At 54.1% G+C, this 20,954-nt stretch carries 25 protein-coding genes; 20 read left to right on the forward strand and 5 right to left on the reverse strand.

The genetic code is table 11. From position 1 onward, the window contains the following. The first annotated feature begins 4 nt into the window (after nucleotides 1-4). From P398_RS16120 to P398_RS0109035, 3 genes are read left to right on the forward strand one after another with little or no spacing between them, the layout of a single operon-like run. Nucleotides 5-886, forward strand: coding sequence for an ABC transporter ATP-binding protein (locus P398_RS16120; RefSeq protein ID WP_235263325.1), 882 nt, complete (start codon nucleotides 5-7; stop codon nucleotides 884-886). Beyond that, nucleotides 880-1,461: a CDP-alcohol phosphatidyltransferase family protein gene (locus P398_RS0109030; protein WP_029334843.1), complete on the forward strand. Its 582-nt coding sequence runs from the start codon at nucleotides 880-882 to the stop codon at nucleotides 1,459-1,461. The genes P398_RS16120 and P398_RS0109030 overlap by 7 nt, the downstream gene beginning before the upstream one ends. Beyond that, complete coding sequence (locus P398_RS0109035) at nucleotides 1,458-2,393, forward strand: NAD(P)/FAD-dependent oxidoreductase (protein ID WP_029334844.1); 936 nt, start codon at nucleotides 1,458-1,460, stop codon at nucleotides 2,391-2,393. The genes P398_RS0109030 and P398_RS0109035 overlap by 4 nt, the downstream gene beginning before the upstream one ends. A 28-nt stretch (nucleotides 2,394-2,421) precedes the next feature. Here P398_RS0109035 and P398_RS0109040 read toward each other — a convergent pair whose 3' ends face one another. Continuing rightward, on the reverse strand, nucleotides 2,422-2,736 hold the full coding sequence (locus P398_RS0109040) for a thioredoxin family protein (RefSeq protein WP_029334845.1): 315 nt from the start codon (nucleotides 2,734-2,736) through the stop codon (nucleotides 2,422-2,424). Between the two features lie 127 nt (nucleotides 2,737-2,863). Here P398_RS0109040 and P398_RS0109045 point away from each other — a divergent pair, with 127 nt between their 5' ends. Then, entirely contained in the window at nucleotides 2,864-3,403 is a 540-nt protein-coding gene (locus tag P398_RS0109045; RefSeq protein ID WP_029334846.1) for a PadR family transcriptional regulator, read from the forward strand. A 3-nt stretch (nucleotides 3,404-3,406) separates the two neighbouring features. On the opposite strand, the gene P398_RS0109050 is transcribed toward P398_RS0109045, so the two are convergent. Continuing rightward, a complete protein-coding gene (locus P398_RS0109050; RefSeq protein WP_235263326.1) occupies nucleotides 3,407-4,237 on the reverse strand; it encodes an aldo/keto reductase in 831 nt (276 codons plus the stop codon). 77 nt (nucleotides 4,238-4,314) lie between these two features. On the opposite strand from P398_RS0109050, the gene P398_RS0109055 reads away from it, so the two are divergent. Continuing rightward, nucleotides 4,315-4,845 carry an NUDIX domain-containing protein gene (locus tag P398_RS0109055; protein WP_029334848.1) on the forward strand — a complete coding sequence of 177 codons (531 nt, stop codon included), beginning with the start codon at nucleotides 4,315-4,317 and terminating at the stop codon, nucleotides 4,843-4,845. 112 nt (nucleotides 4,846-4,957) lie between these two features. Beyond that, a complete protein-coding gene (gene fur / locus P398_RS0109060) occupies nucleotides 4,958-5,437 on the forward strand; it encodes a ferric iron uptake transcriptional regulator (protein WP_024371580.1) in 480 nt (159 codons plus the stop codon). A gap of 47 nt (nucleotides 5,438-5,484) precedes the next feature. Here the strand turns inward: fur and P398_RS0109065 are convergent, their stop codons facing one another. Further along, nucleotides 5,485-6,321, reverse strand: coding sequence for a Cof-type HAD-IIB family hydrolase (locus P398_RS0109065; protein ID WP_029334849.1), 837 nt, complete (start codon nucleotides 6,319-6,321; stop codon nucleotides 5,485-5,487). Nucleotides 6,322-6,333: 12 nt separating this feature from the next. Next, nucleotides 6,334-6,714, reverse strand: coding sequence for a VOC family protein (locus tag P398_RS0109070; protein WP_029334850.1), 381 nt, complete (start codon nucleotides 6,712-6,714; stop codon nucleotides 6,334-6,336). Nucleotides 6,715-6,974: 260 nt separating this feature from the next. Between P398_RS0109070 and xerD the strand changes: the two genes are divergently transcribed. The 6 genes from xerD to P398_RS0109100 all read left to right on the forward strand — a co-directional run bounded on the left by xerD (nucleotide 6,975) and on the right by P398_RS0109100 (nucleotide 12,213). Continuing rightward, nucleotides 6,975-7,859 carry a site-specific tyrosine recombinase XerD gene (xerD, locus tag P398_RS0109075; RefSeq protein WP_029334851.1) on the forward strand — a complete coding sequence of 295 codons (885 nt, stop codon included), beginning with the start codon at nucleotides 6,975-6,977 and terminating at the stop codon, nucleotides 7,857-7,859. Nucleotides 7,860-7,882: 23 nt separating this feature from the next. Then, nucleotides 7,883-9,049 carry a phosphopentomutase gene (gene deoB / locus P398_RS0109080; RefSeq protein ID WP_029334852.1) on the forward strand — a complete coding sequence of 389 codons (1,167 nt, stop codon included), beginning with the start codon at nucleotides 7,883-7,885 and terminating at the stop codon, nucleotides 9,047-9,049. Nucleotides 9,050-9,062: 13 nt separating this feature from the next. Next, on the forward strand, nucleotides 9,063-9,872 hold the full coding sequence (locus tag P398_RS0109085) for a purine-nucleoside phosphorylase (RefSeq protein ID WP_029334853.1): 810 nt from the start codon (nucleotides 9,063-9,065) through the stop codon (nucleotides 9,870-9,872). A gap of 46 nt (nucleotides 9,873-9,918) precedes the next feature. Beyond that, nucleotides 9,919-11,220 carry a pyrimidine-nucleoside phosphorylase gene (locus P398_RS0109090; protein ID WP_029334854.1) on the forward strand — a complete coding sequence of 434 codons (1,302 nt, stop codon included), beginning with the start codon at nucleotides 9,919-9,921 and terminating at the stop codon, nucleotides 11,218-11,220. Between the two features lie 106 nt (nucleotides 11,221-11,326). After that, nucleotides 11,327-11,767, forward strand: a complete 441-nt coding sequence (locus P398_RS0109095; RefSeq protein ID WP_029334855.1) for a peptidylprolyl isomerase — start codon at nucleotides 11,327-11,329, stop codon at nucleotides 11,765-11,767. Nucleotides 11,768-11,856: 89 nt separating this feature from the next. Further along, on the forward strand, nucleotides 11,857-12,213 hold the full coding sequence (locus tag P398_RS0109100; RefSeq protein WP_029334856.1) for a GNAT family N-acetyltransferase: 357 nt from the start codon (nucleotides 11,857-11,859) through the stop codon (nucleotides 12,211-12,213). Nucleotides 12,214-12,224: 11 nt separating this feature from the next. Here the strand turns inward: P398_RS0109100 and P398_RS0109105 are convergent, their stop codons facing one another. Continuing rightward, a complete protein-coding gene (locus P398_RS0109105) occupies nucleotides 12,225-12,695 on the reverse strand; it encodes a DUF309 domain-containing protein (protein ID WP_024371588.1) in 471 nt (156 codons plus the stop codon). Nucleotides 12,696-12,776: 81 nt separating this feature from the next. Between P398_RS0109105 and P398_RS0109110 the strand changes: the two genes are divergently transcribed. From P398_RS0109110 to P398_RS0109145, 8 genes are all read left to right on the forward strand, one after another. Further along, nucleotides 12,777-13,544, forward strand: a complete 768-nt coding sequence (locus P398_RS0109110) for a segregation and condensation protein A (protein WP_029334858.1) — start codon at nucleotides 12,777-12,779, stop codon at nucleotides 13,542-13,544. Beyond that, nucleotides 13,522-14,115 (forward strand): SMC-Scp complex subunit ScpB, encoded by a 594-nt coding sequence (gene scpB / locus P398_RS0109115; protein ID WP_024371590.1) that lies wholly within the window; start codon nucleotides 13,522-13,524, stop codon nucleotides 14,113-14,115. Before P398_RS0109110 ends, scpB begins: the two co-directional genes overlap by 23 nt. A 3-nt stretch (nucleotides 14,116-14,118) precedes the next feature. Next, nucleotides 14,119-14,877: a pseudouridine synthase gene (locus tag P398_RS0109120; RefSeq protein WP_024371591.1), complete on the forward strand. Its 759-nt coding sequence runs from the start codon at nucleotides 14,119-14,121 to the stop codon at nucleotides 14,875-14,877. 137 nt (nucleotides 14,878-15,014) lie between these two features. Next, the gene (locus P398_RS0109125; RefSeq protein WP_029334859.1) at nucleotides 15,015-15,596 is read left to right on the forward strand and encodes a redoxin domain-containing protein; all 582 of its coding nucleotides are present in this window, start codon (nucleotides 15,015-15,017) and stop codon (nucleotides 15,594-15,596) included. 19 nt (nucleotides 15,597-15,615) lie between these two features. Beyond that, nucleotides 15,616-17,163, forward strand: coding sequence for a cytochrome c biogenesis protein ResB (gene resB, locus P398_RS0109130; RefSeq protein ID WP_034799109.1), 1,548 nt, complete (start codon nucleotides 15,616-15,618; stop codon nucleotides 17,161-17,163). After that, nucleotides 17,163-18,347 (forward strand): c-type cytochrome biogenesis protein CcsB, encoded by a 1,185-nt coding sequence (gene ccsB / locus P398_RS0109135; protein WP_029334861.1) that lies wholly within the window; start codon nucleotides 17,163-17,165, stop codon nucleotides 18,345-18,347. The genes resB and ccsB overlap by 1 nt, the downstream gene beginning before the upstream one ends. Before the next feature lie 160 nt (nucleotides 18,348-18,507). Beyond that, nucleotides 18,508-19,224, forward strand: a complete 717-nt coding sequence (locus tag P398_RS0109140; protein WP_024371595.1) for a response regulator transcription factor — start codon at nucleotides 18,508-18,510, stop codon at nucleotides 19,222-19,224. Next, nucleotides 19,224-20,927 carry an ATP-binding protein gene (locus P398_RS0109145; protein ID WP_029334862.1) on the forward strand — a complete coding sequence of 568 codons (1,704 nt, stop codon included), beginning with the start codon at nucleotides 19,224-19,226 and terminating at the stop codon, nucleotides 20,925-20,927. The genes P398_RS0109140 and P398_RS0109145 overlap by 1 nt, the downstream gene beginning before the upstream one ends. The last annotated feature ends 27 nt before the right edge of the window (nucleotides 20,928-20,954 follow it).

The raw sequence follows: 20,954 nt of genomic DNA on the forward strand, positions 1-20,954 counted from the left end.
AAAAGTGACGAACATAAGAAAACGATTCAAACAGCGTGACGTGTTGGCCGGCGTCGACTTCTCTGTCAGCGAAGGCGAGATCCACGCCCTCGTCGGGGTGAGCGGTTCTGGGAAAACAACGATGTTGCGCATCATCGCCGGTCTCGAGACGGCGGATGCCGGTACAGTGACATGGAACGACATCTCGCTGCTCGGTGTCCCGGCACACGAGCGGAAAATCACGATGTTGTCGCAAACACCGCTCCTCTTCCCTCATTTGACGGTCGGGGAGAACGTGCTCCTCGCGACACCGGATCGTTCAAAAGCCGATGCCGAGCAATGGCTCCGGCGCGTCCGTCTCGAAGGGAGGTTCGACGCCGAGGTGCACGAACTGTCCGGTGGGGAAGGACAACGGGCAAGCTTCGCGCGTGCGCTCGCTGCTTCGCCGCGTCTCATCTTGCTCGATGAACCGTTCACGAATCTCGATCCGGTGTTAAAGTATGAGTTGCAACAGTTGATTCGTGAGCTCGTCGCCGATCTCGGTTTGACGGCGCTTCTCGTGACACACGATCGGGAAGAGGCGATGCTCGTCGCGGACCGTGTCACGTTGCTCGAAAACGGAGCCGTGCGAACGACCGGGACGCCGACAGCACTCAGCGCCAAAGAGCCGACGTTCGGCGACTTCATCGAGCTTGACGGAGTGCTGTATCCGTTGACCCGGATCGAAGTCTCACGGGAACCGACCGGGGAGCCGGTTGTGCTCGTCCGTGAGCTGACCCGCTTCGGTGTACGTCTCGGTGAATATCGGCGTCTGTCAGGAGAGTACGTCATCTTGCCGTGCGACGCTTCGTTTGAAGTCGGTCGTGAGTATCAGTTACGGAAAAAGCAAGGAGTGGTTGAATGTTAGATACGTATGGAAGCCGATTGGTCCGCCCTGTCGTCGAGCGGGGAGCCGATCGGTTGTTAAAGTGGAAGTTCACGCCGAACGAAGTGACGATCCTCGGCGGAATCATCGGTGTGTCGGTCGGTTTTTTCATTTATAATGACATGCACTGGACGGCCGTCATCTTATTATGGCTGTCAGGCCTGTTCGATGTGTTGGACGGAACGATGGCCCGTCGCTCGACAAAGACTGGATTTGGGACCGTCCTCGATCTCGTCTTTGATCGAATCGTCGAGATTTCGGTCGTCGTGGCGCTCGCTTTGCGTTATCCGGAACATATGCCGGTATTCTTATTTTTATTGGCCTCGTTCGTCGTCGCGATGACGCTATTCCTCGCGGTCGGGGCGAGCAGTTCGCGCCGGACGGAAAAGTCGTTTTATTATCAGCCCGGTCTGCTCGAACGGACGGAATGTTTCATCTTGTTCACGCTTATGATCTTGTTCCCGGCATTTGTCGGCGTCATCGCCACGATTTTTCTCATCCTTGAAGTGGTGACGATCATCCAGCGCATGATGGAAGCGCGGCGGATCTTACGATGAAGCCGCATCTCGTCTTAGTCGGTCTCGGCCACGGGCAATTGGAAATTCTCGACCGATTGGATGAATTGAAAGAGCGTTACGAGGTGTCCTACATCGGCGGGGAAACGACGATCTACACGGGTGCGTTCCCGCAAGTGCTCGCCCGGGAAACGAAGACGGCGACCGTCTACCTTCGGCCAGGCGTCGAGCGTGTCGCGACACGACTCGTTTCTCTCGACCCGGTCAAGCGCATCGTCAATACGGACGTCGGTCCGATTCCGTATGATACGTTAGTGCTTGCGACCGGAGCGGAAAGTCGTGGCATCGGCTTCGGTGTGAAGCCGATGACGGAGACCGGGCTCAAACGGATCCTCTCAAGCCGGTCCATTACCGTCGTCGGGGGCGGCAAAGCCGGCGTCGAACTCGCATTCGCCTGTATCCGGACGAAACGCCACGTCACGCTTTACGCTGATGAGGTGTTGCCGGGTCTGCCGGTTCACATCCAACGGCACATGATGCGCCGTCTCGTGAAGAGCGGGGTGACGCTCGTCTCGCAGAAGTATGAAGACGAGCCGTTCCATGACGGACTCGTCCTTGACGCGGCCGGGGTTGGACCGGTGGACTGGTGGACAAGGGCAGGCTTGGCACCTTCCGGACACTTCATTGAAACCGATCGTTATTTGCGTCACGTCGTCCATAAAGAAATCTTCATCACTGGCGATATGGCGTCACGACTTGACGGCGGTGTCGACGCGGTCCGGTCCGGCCGCCATGTCGCAGCATACTTGCTCGGGGACAGGAAGCCGTTTGAATCGCGGACGTCACTTAACATCTTGCTCACCGTTCCACGGCATGCCTTGCTGACGTTCGGGACACTGGCGTGGCACGGGCGTATTCCTTATCACGTGAAGCGTTGGATCGACAGCCGCTATATGAAGCGATTCCGGGCATAAAAAAAGACGGCCGAGGCCGTCCATTCGTTTAAGCGTTCAATGTGTCGAGGAACGAGCGGATTTGCATTTCTGTCTTGGCATTCGCCGAGTGGAGGTGTTCTTGTTTCACGCCGTCTTGATAGAAGAGAAGAGACGGGATGCCGCGAACTTCTTGCGTATCCGACAAGTCCGGTAACTCATCGCGGTCGACGACGTACCAGTTGAACTGCGGATAATCTTTGACGAGCTCATCGACATACATGTCGAGCCGGCGGCAATCCGGGCACCATGACGTCGTGAAGATGACCATCCCGTTATGTTGGATCGCTTCTTGGAATTGTTGATCTGATTGAATCGGTTTCATGAGAAATCTCCCCTTTCCATTCCATTGTCTGTGTCTTTTCTCCGTCCGTCAACCGATTGGCGTTCTCGGTCCATCGTGAATATGTGATACACTTTAGAAAATAGAACGCAAGGGATAGGTGATGGTTATGGCGTTACGTCATGCACTACTCGGGTTGTTGACCCATCAGCCTGCGACCGGCTATGCCTTGAACGCGACGTTCAAAGCACAAATGATTCACTTCTGGCACGCCCATCATACACAGATTTATCGGGAGCTGTTGAAGATGGAAGACGAGGCGCTCGTCTCGTCCGAACATGTGACGCAACACGACTTGCCTGATAAGAAAATTTACTCAATCACTGAACGCGGCCGGGAAGAGTTGATTGACTGGCTTAGACAACCGACGTCGTTCCAGCCGAAGATGAAAGATGAGAATTTGCTCCGGGTAAGCTTGCTCCAACTGCTCCCGCTCGAAGAGGCGATTCGCTACGTCGAAGAGACGAAATCCCATCACGAACAAGTCGCCCAGCAAATCCGTGCTTTCCAAGAAGCCCATCAATCGAAAGATGATACGCTCGGGTACTTGCTGACGAGTGAATACGCGATTCGGATGATGGAAAATTATGCGGGATGGGCCGACTGGGCCATCGAACAAATGAAACAACGCGATAAACATGCGACCTGACGCTCAGGTCGCATGTTTTGTGTATGGATGCACCGGTAAGCGCCCGAGCAAGTCGTCGAGCACGTGTTCGTCGATGTCATGCCGACTAGCGGCAATCGTCTCGTTCAACTGGTCGACGGACGAGGCCCCAGGCAAGACGACGGCGCACGTTCGTCTCGCCGCAGCAAGAGCGTACGCTTGAATCGGCTGCGGCAATGTCGGCAACAGATTGCGCAACTCGGCCTCGCTCCAAGACTCGAACCCTTTCTCACCCAAGCGTTCTGGCCATTCATCGGTCAATAGCCCTTTGGCGAGCGGACCGCGACCGACGATCGGGATCTCGAGATCGAGCGTCTCGACACGACGGTCCAAAAGCGAGTAGGGCGTCATCAAGACGTCGATTTCTCCGTGTTCGAGCCAATAACGAATGACGTTCGGGCGAATCGAGGACAGTCCGATCTGCCGAATGACACCGCGCTGTTTCTGTTCACGCATGAAAGCGATCGTCTCATCGAGGTCGTCTTCTAATGTGCCCCCGTGCACGTAATAGAGATCTAAATGGTTGGTCTGCAATCGTTCGAGCGACCCAGATAGTGCTCGTTCTAAATAAGAGGCGCGCGGATTCCAACGCATCCCGTCGGCCGTCAACTCGTTGCCGCCTTTGCTCGCTAGAAACAACTCATCGCGCCTCGAGCCGAACGTCTCGCCGATGAGTTGTTCGACGCGGTGTTCGTCATACACATCAGCCGTATCGAAGTGGCGTATGCCGGCGTCGTATGCGGTTTCAAGAATCTTTTTACCTTCGTCTCGCCCTCGTTTCAAGATGGACATCGTGCCAAGCCCTAGTTCTGCCATGAATAATTCCTCCTTGTTCCGTCTACTCATTTCACTCATAATCAAAGTATAAAGCAAAAAGTGAGGAGTATATACATATGGTCGAGAAAACGATTGAACGGGAAGTCATCTACGAAGGAAAAATCTTTAACGTTGAAAAGCACGTCGTCGAGCTCCCGAACGGCGGCACGTCGGTCCGAGAACTGGTCTATCACAACGGGGCCGTCGCGGTACTCGTCATCGATGAAGACGACCGCATCGTGCTCGTCGAACAGTATCGGAAAGCGTTCGAGTCGATGTCGCTTGAAATACCGGCTGGTAAACTTGAAGTCGGCGAGGAGCCGCTCGCAAGTGCTCGCCGCGAGCTCGAGGAAGAGACCGGTTACACGGCCGAGACGCTTGAGAAGATCTTCTCATTTTACGGGGCCCCCGGTTTTTGTAGCGAGCGCGTCGACGTCTTCGTAGCACGCGGGTTGACGGCAGGAAAGATGAATCTCGATGACGATGAGTTCCTCCAAGTGGAACGCTTCACGTTCGATGAGGCGGTCGAGCTTCTCGCGAGCGGGCGCATCACCGACGCGAAGACGATCATGGCGATTCAATGGTGGCAACTATCTAAATTGAAATGATTCTAATCTAGAGTGCCTTATGGTACACTTACATAGGAATCATTTTAATTTGATAATTGTGCCGAATTTCGGTATGCTTTGAATAGTGAATTATGCAAAGAGGGGGCGCCTTATGGAAACGCGAATTGAACGGATCAAACAGCAATTGAGCGCCAAAGGATATAAATTGACACCGCAACGTGAATCGACGGTCCGCATTCTACTTGAGAACGAGACGGACCATTTGAGCGCGGAAAACGTCTTCATGCTCGTTAAAGGCATCGCGCCGGAAATCGGTCTCGCGACCGTCTACCGAACGCTCGAGTTGTTGACCGAGCTCGGCGTCGTCGATAAAGTCAACTTCGGTGACGGCGTCGCCCGTTTCGACCTCAGACCGGAAGGGGCGAATCATTCGCACCATCACCTCGTCTGTGTCGAGTGCGGATCGGTCGAAGAGATCATGGAAGACCTGCTCGTCGATGTGGAGAAAAAAGTTGAGAGCAAATATGAATTTTTAATTAAAGATCACCGTTTGACGTTCCACGGCATCTGTAAAGTATGCCAAGCGAAAGGCGTCACGCTCGAGGGTCACAAAGCAGTCATTAACGGATAACGCAAGACAGGCAGCCTCTTAAGGGGCTGCCTGTCTTTTGTATGTCGTCACGTCGTCAAGTAACGGGACAAGACGGTGGCGATGCCATCGTGATTGTTCGACAGCGTGATTTCGTTCGCGATTGCCTTGATGTCTTCGACGGCGTTGTCCATCGCGACGCCGATTCCGGCATACTCGATAATCGACCGGTCGTTATGGCCGTCTCCGAACGCGATGACATGCTCGCGATCAATCCCCCTTTCTCGGAACACATGATCGAGTGCTCTCGCCTTATCAATCCCGAGATCCGTGAACTCATAGTACATGGCGGCCGTGAACATGCCCGTCACGCGGTCCGTGAACGGTCCGGCGAGTGAGTCGGCATGCGACTGTAAATAGTCCGGCTGACCGGCGACGAGAATCTTATACACGGGGAAAGTGATGGCGTCGGCGAGCCGCGGCTCTTCCCGCAATTGAAACCGTCCGCCCCTTGACTCGTACTCGATGATGTTGAACGGTTTCCCGTTCAACTCGAGCATACCGCTGAAGACATCATTGACGTACATATACGTCTCGTCATTAATCATCGGGATGACGTCAAAAGTGCTCAAGTGGTCCAAGATGGCGCTTGCGTCTTCGAGACGGATCGTTTTTTCAAACAACGTCTCGTTCGTCCGCGCGTCAGTCACACAAGCACCGTTCGAAGATACGATGAGGCCGCCGAATTCATGGAGCCGAAGCTCGTCAGAGAACAGTTCGATGCCCCGTTTCGGTCGGCCCGAGGCGAGCACGACTTTGACGCCGTCTTCTTGCACTCGCAGAAGGGTCTCTTTCGTCTTTGGCGAAATCAATTTCTGGTCGGTCAATAACGTCCCGTCGAGGTCTAGCAAGATGGCTTTGATCATAGTGTCGTCTCCTTATACGGTCAGTTCAAGTTTATTTTGCTCGGGGTCAAGCATGACACTTTCATAGTAACCGTCGCCTGTCGTCCGTGGCCCGTCGAGTAGCGGATAGCCGTCATCTTGAAGACGGGCGGTGAGCGCATCGACCGCCGCCTTGCTGCCGAGGCTGAAGGCGATATGGGTGTACCCGAGCGTCTCCCGGGACGCGCTTTCGATATCCGGGCGACGCATCAGCTCGAGGCGGCACGTCGAATCAGGGAACGTCAGGAAATACGATTCGAACTGTTTCCGTTCGTTCGTATACTTATCGTTCGCCGTTGCCCCGAGATACGTCTCGTAAAACTGACGCATCTGTTCAAGGTCGTTCACCCAGAGGGCGATGTGTTCGATTTTCATGTATGGTCCTCCATTCTCACGTGAATGTGATGATTTCTCGTGGCGCCAACGGACCGTACGTGCGGTCGCGACGTCTCAAATTCAGTGTAGCAAACTCTCGAGGCGCGTGTACGGAACTGCCCGTTTCAACGCTCAGAATTGTCACGCTAGCTTGTCACAAAAATGCTTCAAAAAAAATGAGGTCAGACGTCTTCACAACGGTTTACATAAGTGATATGATGTAAGCGTATTCAGGTGTAGCAAGGAAGGAGGGGAGTGTCATGCGTTCGCAAGTCGAGTCATTTTTACAGTATATGACCGTTGAAAAACGAATGTCATCGAACACGCGACAAGCCTATGCGAGCGATTTGACCCAATACTTATCGACGTTGACTCAGCTCGGCGTGACGAATTGGAATGAAGTCACACGCGCCCATATCGTCAAACATATGGAAGAGTTATCGCAGGCGGGTCGGGCCGCCTCGTCGCTCCGGCGTGCCGTCAGCTCGATTCGCACGTTTCATCACTATTTGAAGATGACGAACGGGGCATCGACAGACCCGGCGCTCTATCTCGAGACCCCGAAAGCGGAACGGCAGTTGCCGGATACGTGGTCGCAAGAAGAAGTCGAGCGTTTGCTTGACAGTGTGCCGACGTCCGACCCGCTCGCGCTTCGGGACCGGGCCATGCTCGAACTGCTTTACGGCACGGGTATGCGCGTCAGCGAACTTCTTGGACTTGATTTGGATGATTTACAGTTCGAATTGGGGTATCTACAGTGTGAAGGGAAGGGAGAGAGCGCTCGCATCATCCCGGTATCGTCCGTCGCTCAAAGCTTCGTCGAGCGATACATCCAGCAAGCCCGCAACGGCATCGGCGGTCGAGAGACCGAGGCGCTGTTTTTGAACGGGCGCGGTGGCCGGCTCAGTCGCCAAGGATTTTGGAAGATGATCAAACGCCGCGCGAAAGAAGCCGGTATCCAAAAAGAAATCACGCCGCACGTGCTCCGGCACTCGTTTGCGACACACCTTCTTGAGAATGGCGCCGACTTGCGTGCCATTCAACAGATGCTCGGGCACGCTGACCTCTCCACGACCCAAGTTTACACCCATGTCAACAAGGCACGGCTCCACGATGTTTATCGCAAACATCACCCTCGTGCGTAACCACTTTAAAGGAGGAACTTTTTGTGAAGAAATTTAAACGTATTTTCCTGGTCGTCATGGATTCGGTCGGGATCGGAGAAGCTCCAGATGCCGACCAGTTCGGTGATGTCGGTTCGGACACGCTCGGTCATATCGCTCGCGAGCACGGCGGGTTGAAGATGCCGAACATGGGCCGACTTGGCCTCTCGAACATCAAACCGATCGCCGGCATCGAGCCGTCGAACTCACCGAGCGCCTATGGACGGATGGAAGAAATCTCGGCCGGAAAAGACACGATGACTGGTCACTGGGAAATCATGGGCCTTCATATTGACACGCCGTTCCGCGTGTTCGAGGAGTTCCCGGACGATTTGATCGATCGACTCAAAGAGTTCAGCGGACGCGACATCATCGGCAACAAGCCGGCCTCAGGGACGGAAATCTTGGATGAGCTCGGCGAAGAGCACGTCAAGACCGGCGCATTGATCGTATACACGTCAGCCGACTCGGTGCTTCAAATCGCCGCCCACGAAGAAGTCGTGCCGCTCGACGAGTTGTATCGCATCTGTGAGTACGCCCGTGAAATCACGCGTGAAGACCCTTACATGCTCGGTCGGATCATCGCCCGCCCGTTTCTCGGGACGCCTGGCGCTTGGGTTCGGACGTCAAACCGTCACGACTATGCGCTGAAACCGTTCGGCAAGACGGTCATGAACACGCTCGAGACGGCCGGTAAAGACGTGATCGCCCTCGGGAAGATCAGCGACATTTATGACGGCGAGGGCGTGACGAAAGCCGTCCGCACGAAATCGAACATGGACGGGATGGACAAGCTCGTCGCTTCGCTCGATGAAGACTTCGAAGGTCTCTGCTTCTTGAACCTCGTCGATTTCGATGCGCTCTTCGGTCATCGCCGCGACCCGAAAGGCTATGCGCTCGCACTCGAAGAGTATGATGCACGTTTGCCGGAAGTGTTCGCGAAATTGCGCGAAGATGATTTGCTCATCATCACGGCCGATCACGGGAACGACCCGACGGCGCCGGGAACGGACCATACGCGTGAATACGTGCCGCTCATCGTCCACCATCACGGTTCGACAGCGGTCGACCTCGGCATCCGAGGCACGTTCGCGGATATCGGCGCCACAGTCGCCGACAACTTCGAAGTCGACGCGCCAGCACACGGAAAGAGTTTCTTAAACGAAATTTGAGGAGGCACTACACATGGTAAACTGGAACGAAACAAAGGCATTTTTACAGGAACGCATGAACGGAACACCCGAAATCGGACTCATCCTTGGCTCAGGACTTGGCGTCCTCGCTGACGAGATCGAGAACGCGGTCAAAATCCCATACGAAGACATCCCGCATTTCCCTGTGTCGACGGTCGAAGGCCACGCCGGCCAACTCGTCTTCGGTGACCTTGAAGGGAAACGCGTCGTCGCGATGCAAGGCCGTTTCCATTTCTATGAAGGGTATTCGATGGAACAAGTGACGTTCCCGGTCCGCGTCCTCAAATTGATCGGTGTCGAGACGCTCATCGTCACGAATGCAGCCGGTGCGTGCAATGAATCGTTCAACCCGGGAGACTTGATGATCATCACCGACCATATCAACTTCTTCGGGACGAGCCCGCTCATCGGCAAGAACGCGAGCGACTTCGGGACACGCTTCCCGGACATGTCAGAAGCGTACGATAAAGAGCTCGTCAGGTTGACAGAAGGCGTCGCAGCCAAACTCGGCCTCTCGGTCCAAAAAGGCGTCTACTTCGGGAACACGGGTCCGACTTACGAGACACCGGCCGAAGTTAAGATGGCCCGTCTGCTTGGCGGTGATGTCGTCGGGATGTCGACAGTGCCAGAAGTCATCGTCGCCCGTCACTCTGACATGCGCGTCCTCGGGATCTCGTGCGTCTCGAACATGGCGGCCGGCATTTTAGATCAACCGCTCAACCACGAAGAAGTCATCGAGACGACGGAACGTGTCCGTCAAGACTTCTTGTCACTCGTACGCGGCACGATCCAAAGCATGTGAATGAACATACCGATGTGAAGAAAACATAACTAGGAGGACGAAACTTATGCGTATGGTCGACTTGATTTTAAAGAAACGTAACGGTGGAGAATTGAACGAGGAAGAGATTCGCTTCGTTGTCGAAGGATTCACGAACGAGACGATCCCGGACTATCAAATGTCGGCGCTCTCGATGGCGATTTACTTCAACGGGATGACCGAGAAAGAGACGGCTTCATTGACGATGGAGATGGTCAAGTCAGGAGACGTCATTGACCTCTCGAACATCGAAGGTAAAAAAGTCGACAAACACTCGACAGGGGGCGTCGGCGACAAGATCAGCTTGATCGTCGCACCGCTCGTTGCTTCGATCGGGATCCCGGTCGCGAAGATGAGTGGGCGCGGCCTCGGACATACGGGTGGGACGATCGATAAGCTCGAATCGTTCCCAGGGTTCAACGTCGAGTTGACGGAAGAGCAGTTCACGAAACAAGTGAACGATATCAAAATGTCGATCATCGGTCAGACCGGCAACTTGACGCCGGCCGACAAGCGGCTCTACGCGCTTCGCGACGTCACGGCGACCGTCGAATCGATCCCGCTCATCGCGAGCTCGATCATGTCGAAGAAAATCGCGGCCGGTGCCGACAGCATCGTCCTCGACGTCAAGACGGGTTCAGGAGCGTTCATGAAATCGTTCGACGATGCCAAAGCGCTCGCTGAAGAGATGGTTGCCATCGGGAAAAACGTCGGCCGCAAGACGGTCGCTGTCATCACGGACATGGACCAACCGCTCGGATTCGAAGTCGGAAACGCCAACGAAGTGAAAGAAGCGATCGAAGTGTTGTCTGGGAAAGACGTCGAAGACTTGAAGACGATCGCTTTGACGATCGCAGGACACATGGCGGTCCTTGGCGGCTTCTACCCGACGTTCGATGAAGCATACGCCGACCTTGATAAGCGCATCGCGGACGGACATGCCCTTGAAGTGTTCCGTCAGTTCGTCGCGGCACAAGGCGGGGACGCTTCGCTCGTCGACGACGTGACGAAACTCCCGCAAGCGAAATTCGAGACGACGTTCGTCGCGAAGCAAGCCGGTTATGTCGAATCCATCATCGCGGATGAAGTCGGTGTCGCAGCGATGCTCCTCGGGGCCGGACGGGCGACGAAAGACGATCAAATCGATTTCGCGGCCGGCATCACGCTCGAGAAAAAAGTCGGCGACAAAGTCGAAGCGGGCGACGTCATCGCCGTCCTTCGCTCGAACATCGAAGATATGTCTTCTGCGCTCGAACGGATGGATCACGCGTACACGATCGGAGCGACGAAGCCTGAAGCACGACCGCTCATCCACGCGGTCATTCAGTAAGTCAGAACGTCTGTTTCCACAAAACAGTGGAGACAGACGTGTTTTTTTGATAGAATGGGCAATGTGAGCAATTAATGACTATATGAATATAAAGGGGTTTTTGTAGATGAAAAAAGGATCGATGAAACTTGAGAACGGTGAAATGATTGAATTCGATTTGTTTCATGACGCGGCACCAATCACGGTCGACAACTTTGAAGAACTTGCGAACAGCGGCTTCTATAACGGCTTGACGTTCCACCGTGTCATCCCGGGCTTCGTGAGCCAAGGCGGATGTCCGGACGGTACGGGTATGGGCGGATCGGGTAAGACGATCCCATGCGAGACGTCGACTTCGTTCCCATACAAGCACGAGGCAGGATCGCTCTCAATGGCGCACGCCGGCCGCAACACGGGTTCATCACAATTCTTCATCGTTCATGAGCCACAACCGCACTTAGACGGCGTCCACACAGTATTCGGGAAAGTGACGTCTGGCCTCGAGCACGCGGTCAAACTTCGCCAAGGAACGAAAATGGCCGAAGTCAAAGTATGGGACGAGAATTGATTTTAGCCTGACCGTTATGGCACAATGAGCCATGTCTCTCACGTGTTCACTTCGTGAAACTTGAATGACTAAAGGTGGTGAAACCAGCGATGCTGGTGAAATATAAACAATCGTATGAAAAGACGGCGATGGGGTTACTCGCATTCTCATGTAGCGATAAATCTCCGCTCGCACTGTTAGAACTCGTTCGGTCTTACGAAGAAGACCCTGCCCGTTTCCTTTACTTGTGGAAAGTCGGGGAAGACTTCGTCGGCATTATCGGAATGGAGCAACAGGAGACGACGATGCATATTTTGCACATCGCCTTGTCGCCATCGTTCCGCGGCGAGAAGCGTTCGTATGAGCTGCTCGATGAGACCCGGAACCTTCTCCCGCTTGACTTGACGCTCGTCGGACAAGGCAAGACGGGTGAGTTGCTCGACAAATGGAATCAAGTGGCCATTTAAAAAAGCTAGGCTCAGCGCCTAGCTTTTTTTCGTTGCTCGATGGCGAGCAGCCGTTCATTGACGACCGGGGTACGGTCTCGATAAATGTGTTTGTGGACGAGCTGTTCGAAAGTCAGGTCGGTCGGTCCGAACGTCGGTTTCAAACATTCGATGTTCGTACGCGTCGCTTCGTTTAACGGAAGTTCGTTCGGCAACGGCCAGCGTTCCAAATCACGCGCGAACCGTGGCACGTCGATACCGAGCATCTCCAATTCGTCTGAGGCGAGGGCAAGTTTACGTTTCAAAGCCTCGATGCTTTTCTTCGCCCCGGCCTCGTTGCCGCGTCGGGCGTGATAGTGGGCGACAGCGTACTGAATGAGTGCGGCGTAACCGATTTGTTTGCGATTCCCGTCCTGCCAAGCTTCCTCGAGTACTTCGTGACATTCAAAATAATCGGCATGGCATTCGAACAAGAGCGTATAATGTATAAAAGGGGTAGTCACATCAAATTTCTCCTTTCATAGTCGCTGTACTACAAAACATGTTATACTAAAGCGCAAAAATGTAAAATGGCAGGTGTCTCTATGGAAGCGTACAATGTCAAAATCGATACGTTCGAAGGACCACTCGACCTGTTGCTCCACTTGATCGGAAAGATGGAGCTCGACATCGTCGACATCTCTGTCGCAGAAGTCACGGACCAGTATGTCGCCTTCATCCGCACAATGCAAAAGTTTGAACTCGACGTTGCGAGTGAGTACTTGGTCATGGCTGCGACGCTACTCCAATTGAAGAGTAAGCAGCTGTTGCCGCCGGTGCCGGTCGAAGAAGACGACATCCCGGATTTTGCCGAAGAACCGACACGGGAAGGGTTGATTCGTCAACTGATTGAATATAAAGCCTATAAGGAAGCAGTCGTCTTTATGCGTGAACAAGAAGAACAACGGCTCGAGCTTTACAGCCGTCCAGGCGAAGATTTGACCCGCTACATGGCTGAGCACGTTCAACCGTATGACGGACCGCTCAACTTTTCTGACTTGTTACACGCCTATTCGAAGATGGTCGAACGCAAGCGTTGGAAAGAACGCCGGAAGAAGACGATTCAACGGGAGACGCGGACGCTCGAACAACAGATGGCGCGTCTGCACGATCACGTCTCATCGGAGCGGAGAACGTCGTTTTTCGCCTTCTTCGAGGAGCGGCCAGACGTCTCTGATCTCGTTGTCACGTTCATGGCGCTCCTTGAACTGATCAAACTGCGCGTCGTGACGACGACACAAGTCGACCGCGATATCGAGATCTCATTCGTCGAAACGTCAAAGGAAAGGGATGAGGCCGTTGTTGTCTTATGAAACGATCATTGAAAGTTTGCTGTTCGTCGTCGGTGACGAAGGCATGGAAGTGCGGGCGCTCGCTGAGACGCTCGACATTTCCGAAGCGGCTGCCCGTGAACAGTTGAAGAAGCTCGAGGCCTCGTTCACGAACTCAGGGAGACCGTTCCAGTTGATCGAGTCGGCGGGCGTATATAAGCTCGTGACGATCCCGGACGTCTCCCCATACATTCAGCGATACGTCGGAACGATGGCTGAACAGGCACTGTCGCGTGCGGCGATGGAGACGCTCGTCATCATCGCCTACAAGCAACCGGTGACACGGGCCGACATCGAAGAAGTACGCGGTGTCAAAGTCGAACGTGTCATTCATACGTTGCTCTCGAAAGGGCTCATCGAGTCGGCCGGACGGGCGAAGACGCTCGGCCGGGCTAAGCTGTATCGGACGACGGAGCATTTCCTCGACCATTTCGGTTTCAACTCGCTCGATGAATTGCCGCCATTAACATTTGAAGACGAGCTCTCGGACGAAGGCGATTTGTTCTTCGCAGAGCCGGCACGTCATTCGCAAGAAAGATTGGAGAAGGATTAATTGATGGAACGTTTACAAAAAGTAATTGCCCAAGCAGGTGTCGCCTCACGGCGTAAAGCAGAAGAAATGATTCTCGATGGACGGGTCCGTGTCAACGGAAAAGTCGTCCGCGAACTCGGAACGAAAGTCGGACCGAAGTCAGAAGTCGAAGTGGACGGTGTCAAAATCGAACAAGAAGAGCACGTGTATTACGTGCTGTACAAACCGAGCGGCTACGTCTCGACAGTCGAGGACGATAAAGGACGCAAAGTCATCACGGACCTCGTACCGCCAGGGGCACGTGTCTTCCCGGTCGGTCGTCTCGATTACAACACGACAGGATTGATCTTGTTGACGAACGATGGCGAATTCTCGAACTTGATGACGCATCCGAAGTTCAAGATTCCAAAACGTTATGTCGCGAAAGTGAAAAACATCCCGTCATACATCGCCATCAAAGAGCTGGAATCAGGCGTCGAACTCGATGACGGCTACAAGACGAGCAGTGCGAAAGTGCGTATGAAGTCGGTCGACCATAAGAAGAACACGGCAATCGTCGAACTCATCATTTCGGAAGGCCATAATCGCCAAGTGCGCCGTATGTTCGAAGCGATCGGATCAGAAGTGATCAAGTTGAAGCGCGAACAGTTCGGTTTCTTGACGCTCGACGGCTTGACGACGGGCGAATGGCGTGAGTTGTCACGTAAAGAAGTGTCGAAACTTCGCGAGCTCGCTAACCCGACGGTTCCGCCTGAAACGCGTGGCAAGAAAAAGAGAAAATGACAATCAAAAAATCGTCCTGAAAGGGATGATTTTTTTGATTGTGGAGATTGTGTGACAAAACAATGAAAAAAGTCTGTTAATGTGCGTTTTTATTGTTTTTTCAGTACAATAGCAACTGAAGGAAGGTGTGAGCAATCATGACGAAAGAGTCGAAATCGGGTGACCGCATGCAACAAGCGATGGCCCACAAGAAAAAACGGTCGTTTTGGCGGTTGATGGTCATGACGATGGTGCTGTTCGCCGGTGCGGTCGTCATCATGCAGTTGATCGAGCAGGCCGGGAGTGACGGACGCGTCGCGGCCGGAGACGACGCGCCGAACTTTAAGCTCGTCAGTCTGGACGGTGCGACGATGGTTGAGCGCGAAACATATGAAGGCAAAGGGCTCCTGTTGAACTTCTGGGGCACGTTCTGTGAGCCGTGTAAAAAAGAGATGCCGGTCGTTCAAGCGAACTACGATGCGCTTCAAGACATGGGCGTCGATTTTTGGGCCGTCAACGTCGGTGAGACACCGCTGCGTGTCGACAACTTCGTGAACGACCTCGGCGTCGAACTCGACTATCCGATTTTGATGGACACACGGAGTGAAGTCGAGAAGGCGTACGGCATCTATAACTTGCCCGTGACGTTCGTCATCGACGAGAACGGTAAAGTGATCGAGAAATACGAAGGTGAACTCACGAAAGAGAAACTGATGGAGTTGGCCGAGAAGTCATTGTAAGGGAACGGGGGGCGCACATATGCTAGATATGAAATACGACGGCGCCGATTTGCGATCGAAGCGACGTCCGAAGTCATGGATTGACCGTGTTTGGAGCTTTTTTGCATCGGTAAAAGTCGGGCTCTGGTTGATCGGGCTCATCATCGTCGGTTCGGCAGTCGGTACGATCTTCCCTCAGGAGATGTACATTCCACAGCAGTTGCCGGCGAGTCAATACTATACGCAAGAGTATGGGACGGCAGGGACGATCTATTACTCGCTCGGTTTCCATAACTTGTATACATCATGGTGGTACATCAGTCTCATCGTCATGTTGACGTTATCGCTCATCGTCGCTTCAATCGATCGGTTCGTACCGCTCTACAAGGCGCTCAAGTATCAACCGGTCCGTCGCACGGAACGGTTCATGCGCGGACAACGATTGATTGGAGAAGGCGGCGGTACGGAAGCGCAGATCGATATGATGGAACAGTCGCTTAAAGCGAAACGTTACCGTGTTAAACGAGACGGGGACGCGCTTCTCGCCGAGAAACACCGCTTCGGTCGTTGGGGTCCTTACGTCAACCACGTTGGTCTTGTCATCTTCTTCATCGGGGCGATGCTTCGCGTCTTCCCAGCGTTCCATACCGATACGCTTGAATGGGTGCGTGAAGGGGATACGGTCGCGCTAGAAGCGACCGGGGACGAATACTATCTCCGGAACGACCAGTTCATCCTCGAGATGTACGACCCGGAAAACAATGAAGAAGACGCCAAGTTCGCCGAGGCGATCGAGAAGGTCGGCGCCGTCCCGAAAAACTATGAGACGGAGTTGACGCTGTTTAAGAAAGCCGGGACGAACGAAGACGGTTCGCCTCGCCTTGAAGAAGTCGAGACAGGCTCGACGAAAGTGAACCATCCGTTCAAGTTCGACAAATACGAAGTGTATCAAGAGCAGTATTCGAGTCGTCCGGAATTCTTATCGATGTCGTTCAGTGTCGGTGACAAAGAGACGGGCGACATTTACGGACCGTTCACGGTCGACATGAACGACCCGGAGACGACGTACGAGCTCGGTGAAGTAGCCGTGTCGCTTCGAGATTTGTATCCTGATTTTGAAATCCGAAACGGTGAGCCGGACACGAAATCGCCGCGGGCGCTCAATCCGGCCTTCTTCTTCGTGGTCGATACACCGGAAGGGACGACCGAAACGAATTTGATCGGCATCCGCATGAACGTCGCCGATGAAAACAACCGCTACGCCATCCAGTTCGCGGGGACAGAGTTGGCGAGTACGAGTGGCCTCCGGGTCAAGAGTGACTCGACGTATCCGATTCTCATTGTCGGTGGGACGATTTTCATGATCGGGATCGTGATGGGGATGTATTGGCCACACCGTCGTGTATGGATTCGACGTCATGACGACTCGGACGTGCTCGTCGCAGGCTTCACGAACAAAAACCCATCGTCGCTTCGCCGTGAAGTATCACCGCTTCTTGAGAAGGCGGGACTGCCGATTTGGGAAGACCAGGCGATGTTTGAGAAACAGACAGATGCCAACTCAACAAATGAAAGAGGGGAATCTTAATGGAATGGATTCAATGGAGCAGTCGTCTGCTCCTCGTCGCGTTCATTTTATACGCCGTCGCGACCGTGTTGTTCACGATCGCGGTCAGCGGGATGCGCAAAGACCGAAACGTCAACCGCGTCCCGTACGGCAAGATCGCGTTCATCCTGGCTGTGATCGGCTTTATCGCCCAGACAGGCTACTTTATTATGCGCTGGGCCGGTGTCGGCTATGCCCCGGTATCGAACTTGTATGAATACACGACGTTCTTCGGCATGATGATAGTGCTCGGTTTCCTCGTCGTGTACGGGATTTACAAAAATGACGTGCTCGGATTGTTCGCCATGCCGGTGGCGTTGCTCGTCATCGCGTTCGCTTCGATGTTCTCGAGCGACGTCGCACCGCTCATCCCGGCCTTGAACAGTGTCTGGTTGAAGATCCACGTCACGACGGCCGCGCTCGGTCAAGGCATTCTCGCCATCAGCTTCGCGTCAGGACTCATCTTCCTCTTAAACGAGACGTCGATGCGTGAGCGTTCGAAATCACGGACGTGGCTTGAAGTGACGATGTTCGTGCTCGTCTGTACGCTCGGCTTCATCCTCGTGTCGATGCTGTTCAAAGGCATCGGTGCTGGCGGTGTCGTCGAGTTCACGAATGACCGTGGTGGACAGGAGACGTATGAGTACTTCATGCCGATCTTGTTCGTGCCGGAAGGAGCTCAACTCGTATCGGGTGCGAGCGGATTGTCGCTTGAACTCCCGAATCTCATCAACACGTTGAAGCTGAACACGCTCCTCTGGTCGGTCATCGCGGGACTCGTCTTGTACGTGTTGCTCCGCTTCGTCATCTTGCGGAAACGGATCGCTGAGTCGCTCCAACCGCTCGCGAAAAAAGTAAGCCTTGATCTCGCCGATGAGATCAGCTATCGCTCGGTCGCGATCGGTCTTCCGGTGTTCATCCTCGGTGGTCTCATCTTCGCGATGATTTGGGCGCAAATCGCCTGGAACCGATTCTGGGGCTGGGACCCGAAAGAAGTGTGGGCGCTCATCACGATGCTCATCTATATTTATTACCTCCATATGCGGATCCAACGCGGCTGGACGGGGACGAAAGCGGCGTGGCTTTGCGTCGGCGGCTTTGCCGTCATCATGTTCAACCTCGTGTTCGTCAACCTCGTCATCGCGGGACTGCATTCGTACGCATAATGAAAGAAGTCACTTCGGTGGCTTCTTTTTTCGTAAGGGCATACAACTCATCGTTGTGAAGCCAAATAATAGAGTGGTATAGTTATGAAAGAGAGCGAAATGTTCACAATTGTGCAACATTCGCTACATCTTGCAATGGTTCTCTAGGAGGTTTTAGTGGATGGCTGATAAAACAAGAATTCTAGTGGTCGACGACGAGGAAAGAATCCGTCGACTGTTAAAGATGTATCTCGAACGTGAACAGTACATCATTGATGAAGCGACGAACGGGGAAGAAGCGTTGCGCTACGCACTCGATGGGGACTACGATGTCATCTTGCTCGATTTGATGATGCCGAAGATGGACGGGATCGAAGTATGTACCGAGCTCCGGAAATCGAAAGCGACACCGGTCATCATGTTGACGGCGAAAGGCGAAGAAATAGACCGGGTTCAAGGGTTCGAGGTCGGCGCGGATGATTATATCGTCAAGCCGTTCAGTCCGCGTGAAGTCGTGTTGCGCGTCAAAGCACTCCTCCGACGCTCAGGGACGACGAAATTTATGCGCACATCTGAAAAGTCGAAAGACTTGATCGTGTTCCCGCATTTGACGATTGATAACGATGCGCACCGTGTCACCGTCGACGGAGAAGAGATCGCACTCACGCCAAAAGAGTATGAGTTGTTGTTCTTCCTCGCCAAACAAGTCGATAAAGTGTTTTCACGCGAGCAACTTTTAAAAGAAGTGTGGAACTATGAATTCTTTGGAGACCTTCGGACGGTCGATACGCACGTGAAGCGCCTTCGCGAGAAGTTGAACCGCGTCTCGCCAGATGCGGCCCAAATGATCACGACGGTATGGGGCGTCGGCTACAAGTTCGAAGTCGTCAGTGAGTGATGGTTCGCCGCAATAGCATCGTCACGAAACTATGGCTGACGATTCTTGTTCTCGTCAGCCTCGTCTTGTTCATCGTTTCCGTCCTTATGCTCGAGTTTTTCAACTCGTTCCATATCGACCAGGAGCGGGGACACTTGGCCAAGCTCGGTGGACAAGTCCAGTCCGTCCTGCTTCAAGAAGGGGATGCGTCTCGGACGGTCGACCAAATCATCGAGGTGTACGGCGCAAACTATATATTAGAGAACGGTTCCGTCCGCTCCAACTTCGGAACGGAAGTCGACGGATTGATGACGGAGCTTGGACGCCAAGCGTGGGAGCCATATCAGTCGGTCGGTGAGACCGCGATCGGGAACTTCTCTTCATTCGACGACCAAGCCGCCTTGGCGTATCGGACGACGTTCACACTCGAGACGGGCGAGTACACGCTCTACTTGATTGAGCCGCTCGATGCGATCTCAAGTGCGAACGAGGGCGCTCGGACGATCATCTTTTGGACGGTCGCCTCGGCGATCATTGCGACGACCGTGTTCGCTTTCTTCTTGTCGACCCGTATCACGGCACCTCTCCGCGAGATGCGTGATGCCGTCAACAAGACGGCCGAAGGTCAATTCGATTTGCGGCTCGAACAACGGACGCACGACGAAATCGGTCAACTAGCAGGTTCGTTCAATGCGATGAGCAGTCAACTCGCGACGTACGTCAACGCGCTCGATCGAGAGCGGCTCCAACTCGCCTCGATTTTACGCTCGATGGCGGACGGCGTCATCACGCTCGACCGCCACGCGAACGTCATCTTGACGAACCCGCAGGCCGACCCGTTGTTCATCGACGGACAACCGCATGACGTCGTTTTGTCACTTTACAAAGACGTTGTCGATGGGGCGCCGGAGAAGACGATCGAAGTGAAACGGGATGAACATTACTACACGTTGACCGTCACCCCGCTCCTCGGCGAGGAAGATTTCGAAGGGGCCGTCGTCGTCATTCGGGACACGACCGAGAGCCACCGCCTTGACAAGATGCGGACCGACTTCGTGGCGAACGTCAGTCATGAATTACGGACGCCGCTCGTGACGCTGCAAGGTTACTCGGAGGCGATCATCGACGGGATGACCGAGAGCGACGACGCGACGAAAGAGTTCGCATCGATCATCTATGACGAGTCGCTCCGGTTGGCGCGTCTTGTCAACGATTTGCTCGACTTGGCCCGGATCGAGTCCGGCAAAGAGACGATGCAGTTCACGGAGCTCGACTTCGGTGAATTTTTACCACGCGTCATGCGCAAGTTCAAACAGATGGCAAACGAAAAAGGAATCGTGCTCGAAACGACCGCACCGAACCGATTCATCGAGGCGGACGGCGATCGCCTCGAGCAAGTGTTCACGAACTTGATCGGAAACGCCATCGCCCATACGGACAGCGGTACGATCCGACTCGACGCCGTCGCAGAACCGGAAGAAGTCGTGATTCGACTGACCGACACGGGCAGTGGTATTCCGAAAGAAGACTTGCCGTTCGTGTTCGAACGATTCTACAAAGCTGACAAGGCACGTACGAGCGGCGGCAAGACGGGGACGGGGATCGGACTCGCCATCGTCAAGAACGTCGTCGATGCCCATCACGGGACGGTCGCCGTCTCGAGTGTGCTCGGCGAAGGGACGACGTTCACGATTCGCCTCCCGTACGTCCAACCAGACACATAACGCCAATGGTGACTCCTATGGGTCACC

The organism is Exiguobacterium aurantiacum DSM 6208 (assembly GCF_000702585.1).
In the GTDB taxonomy this organism is placed as follows: domain Bacteria; phylum Bacillota; class Bacilli; order Exiguobacteriales; family Exiguobacteriaceae; genus Exiguobacterium; species Exiguobacterium aurantiacum.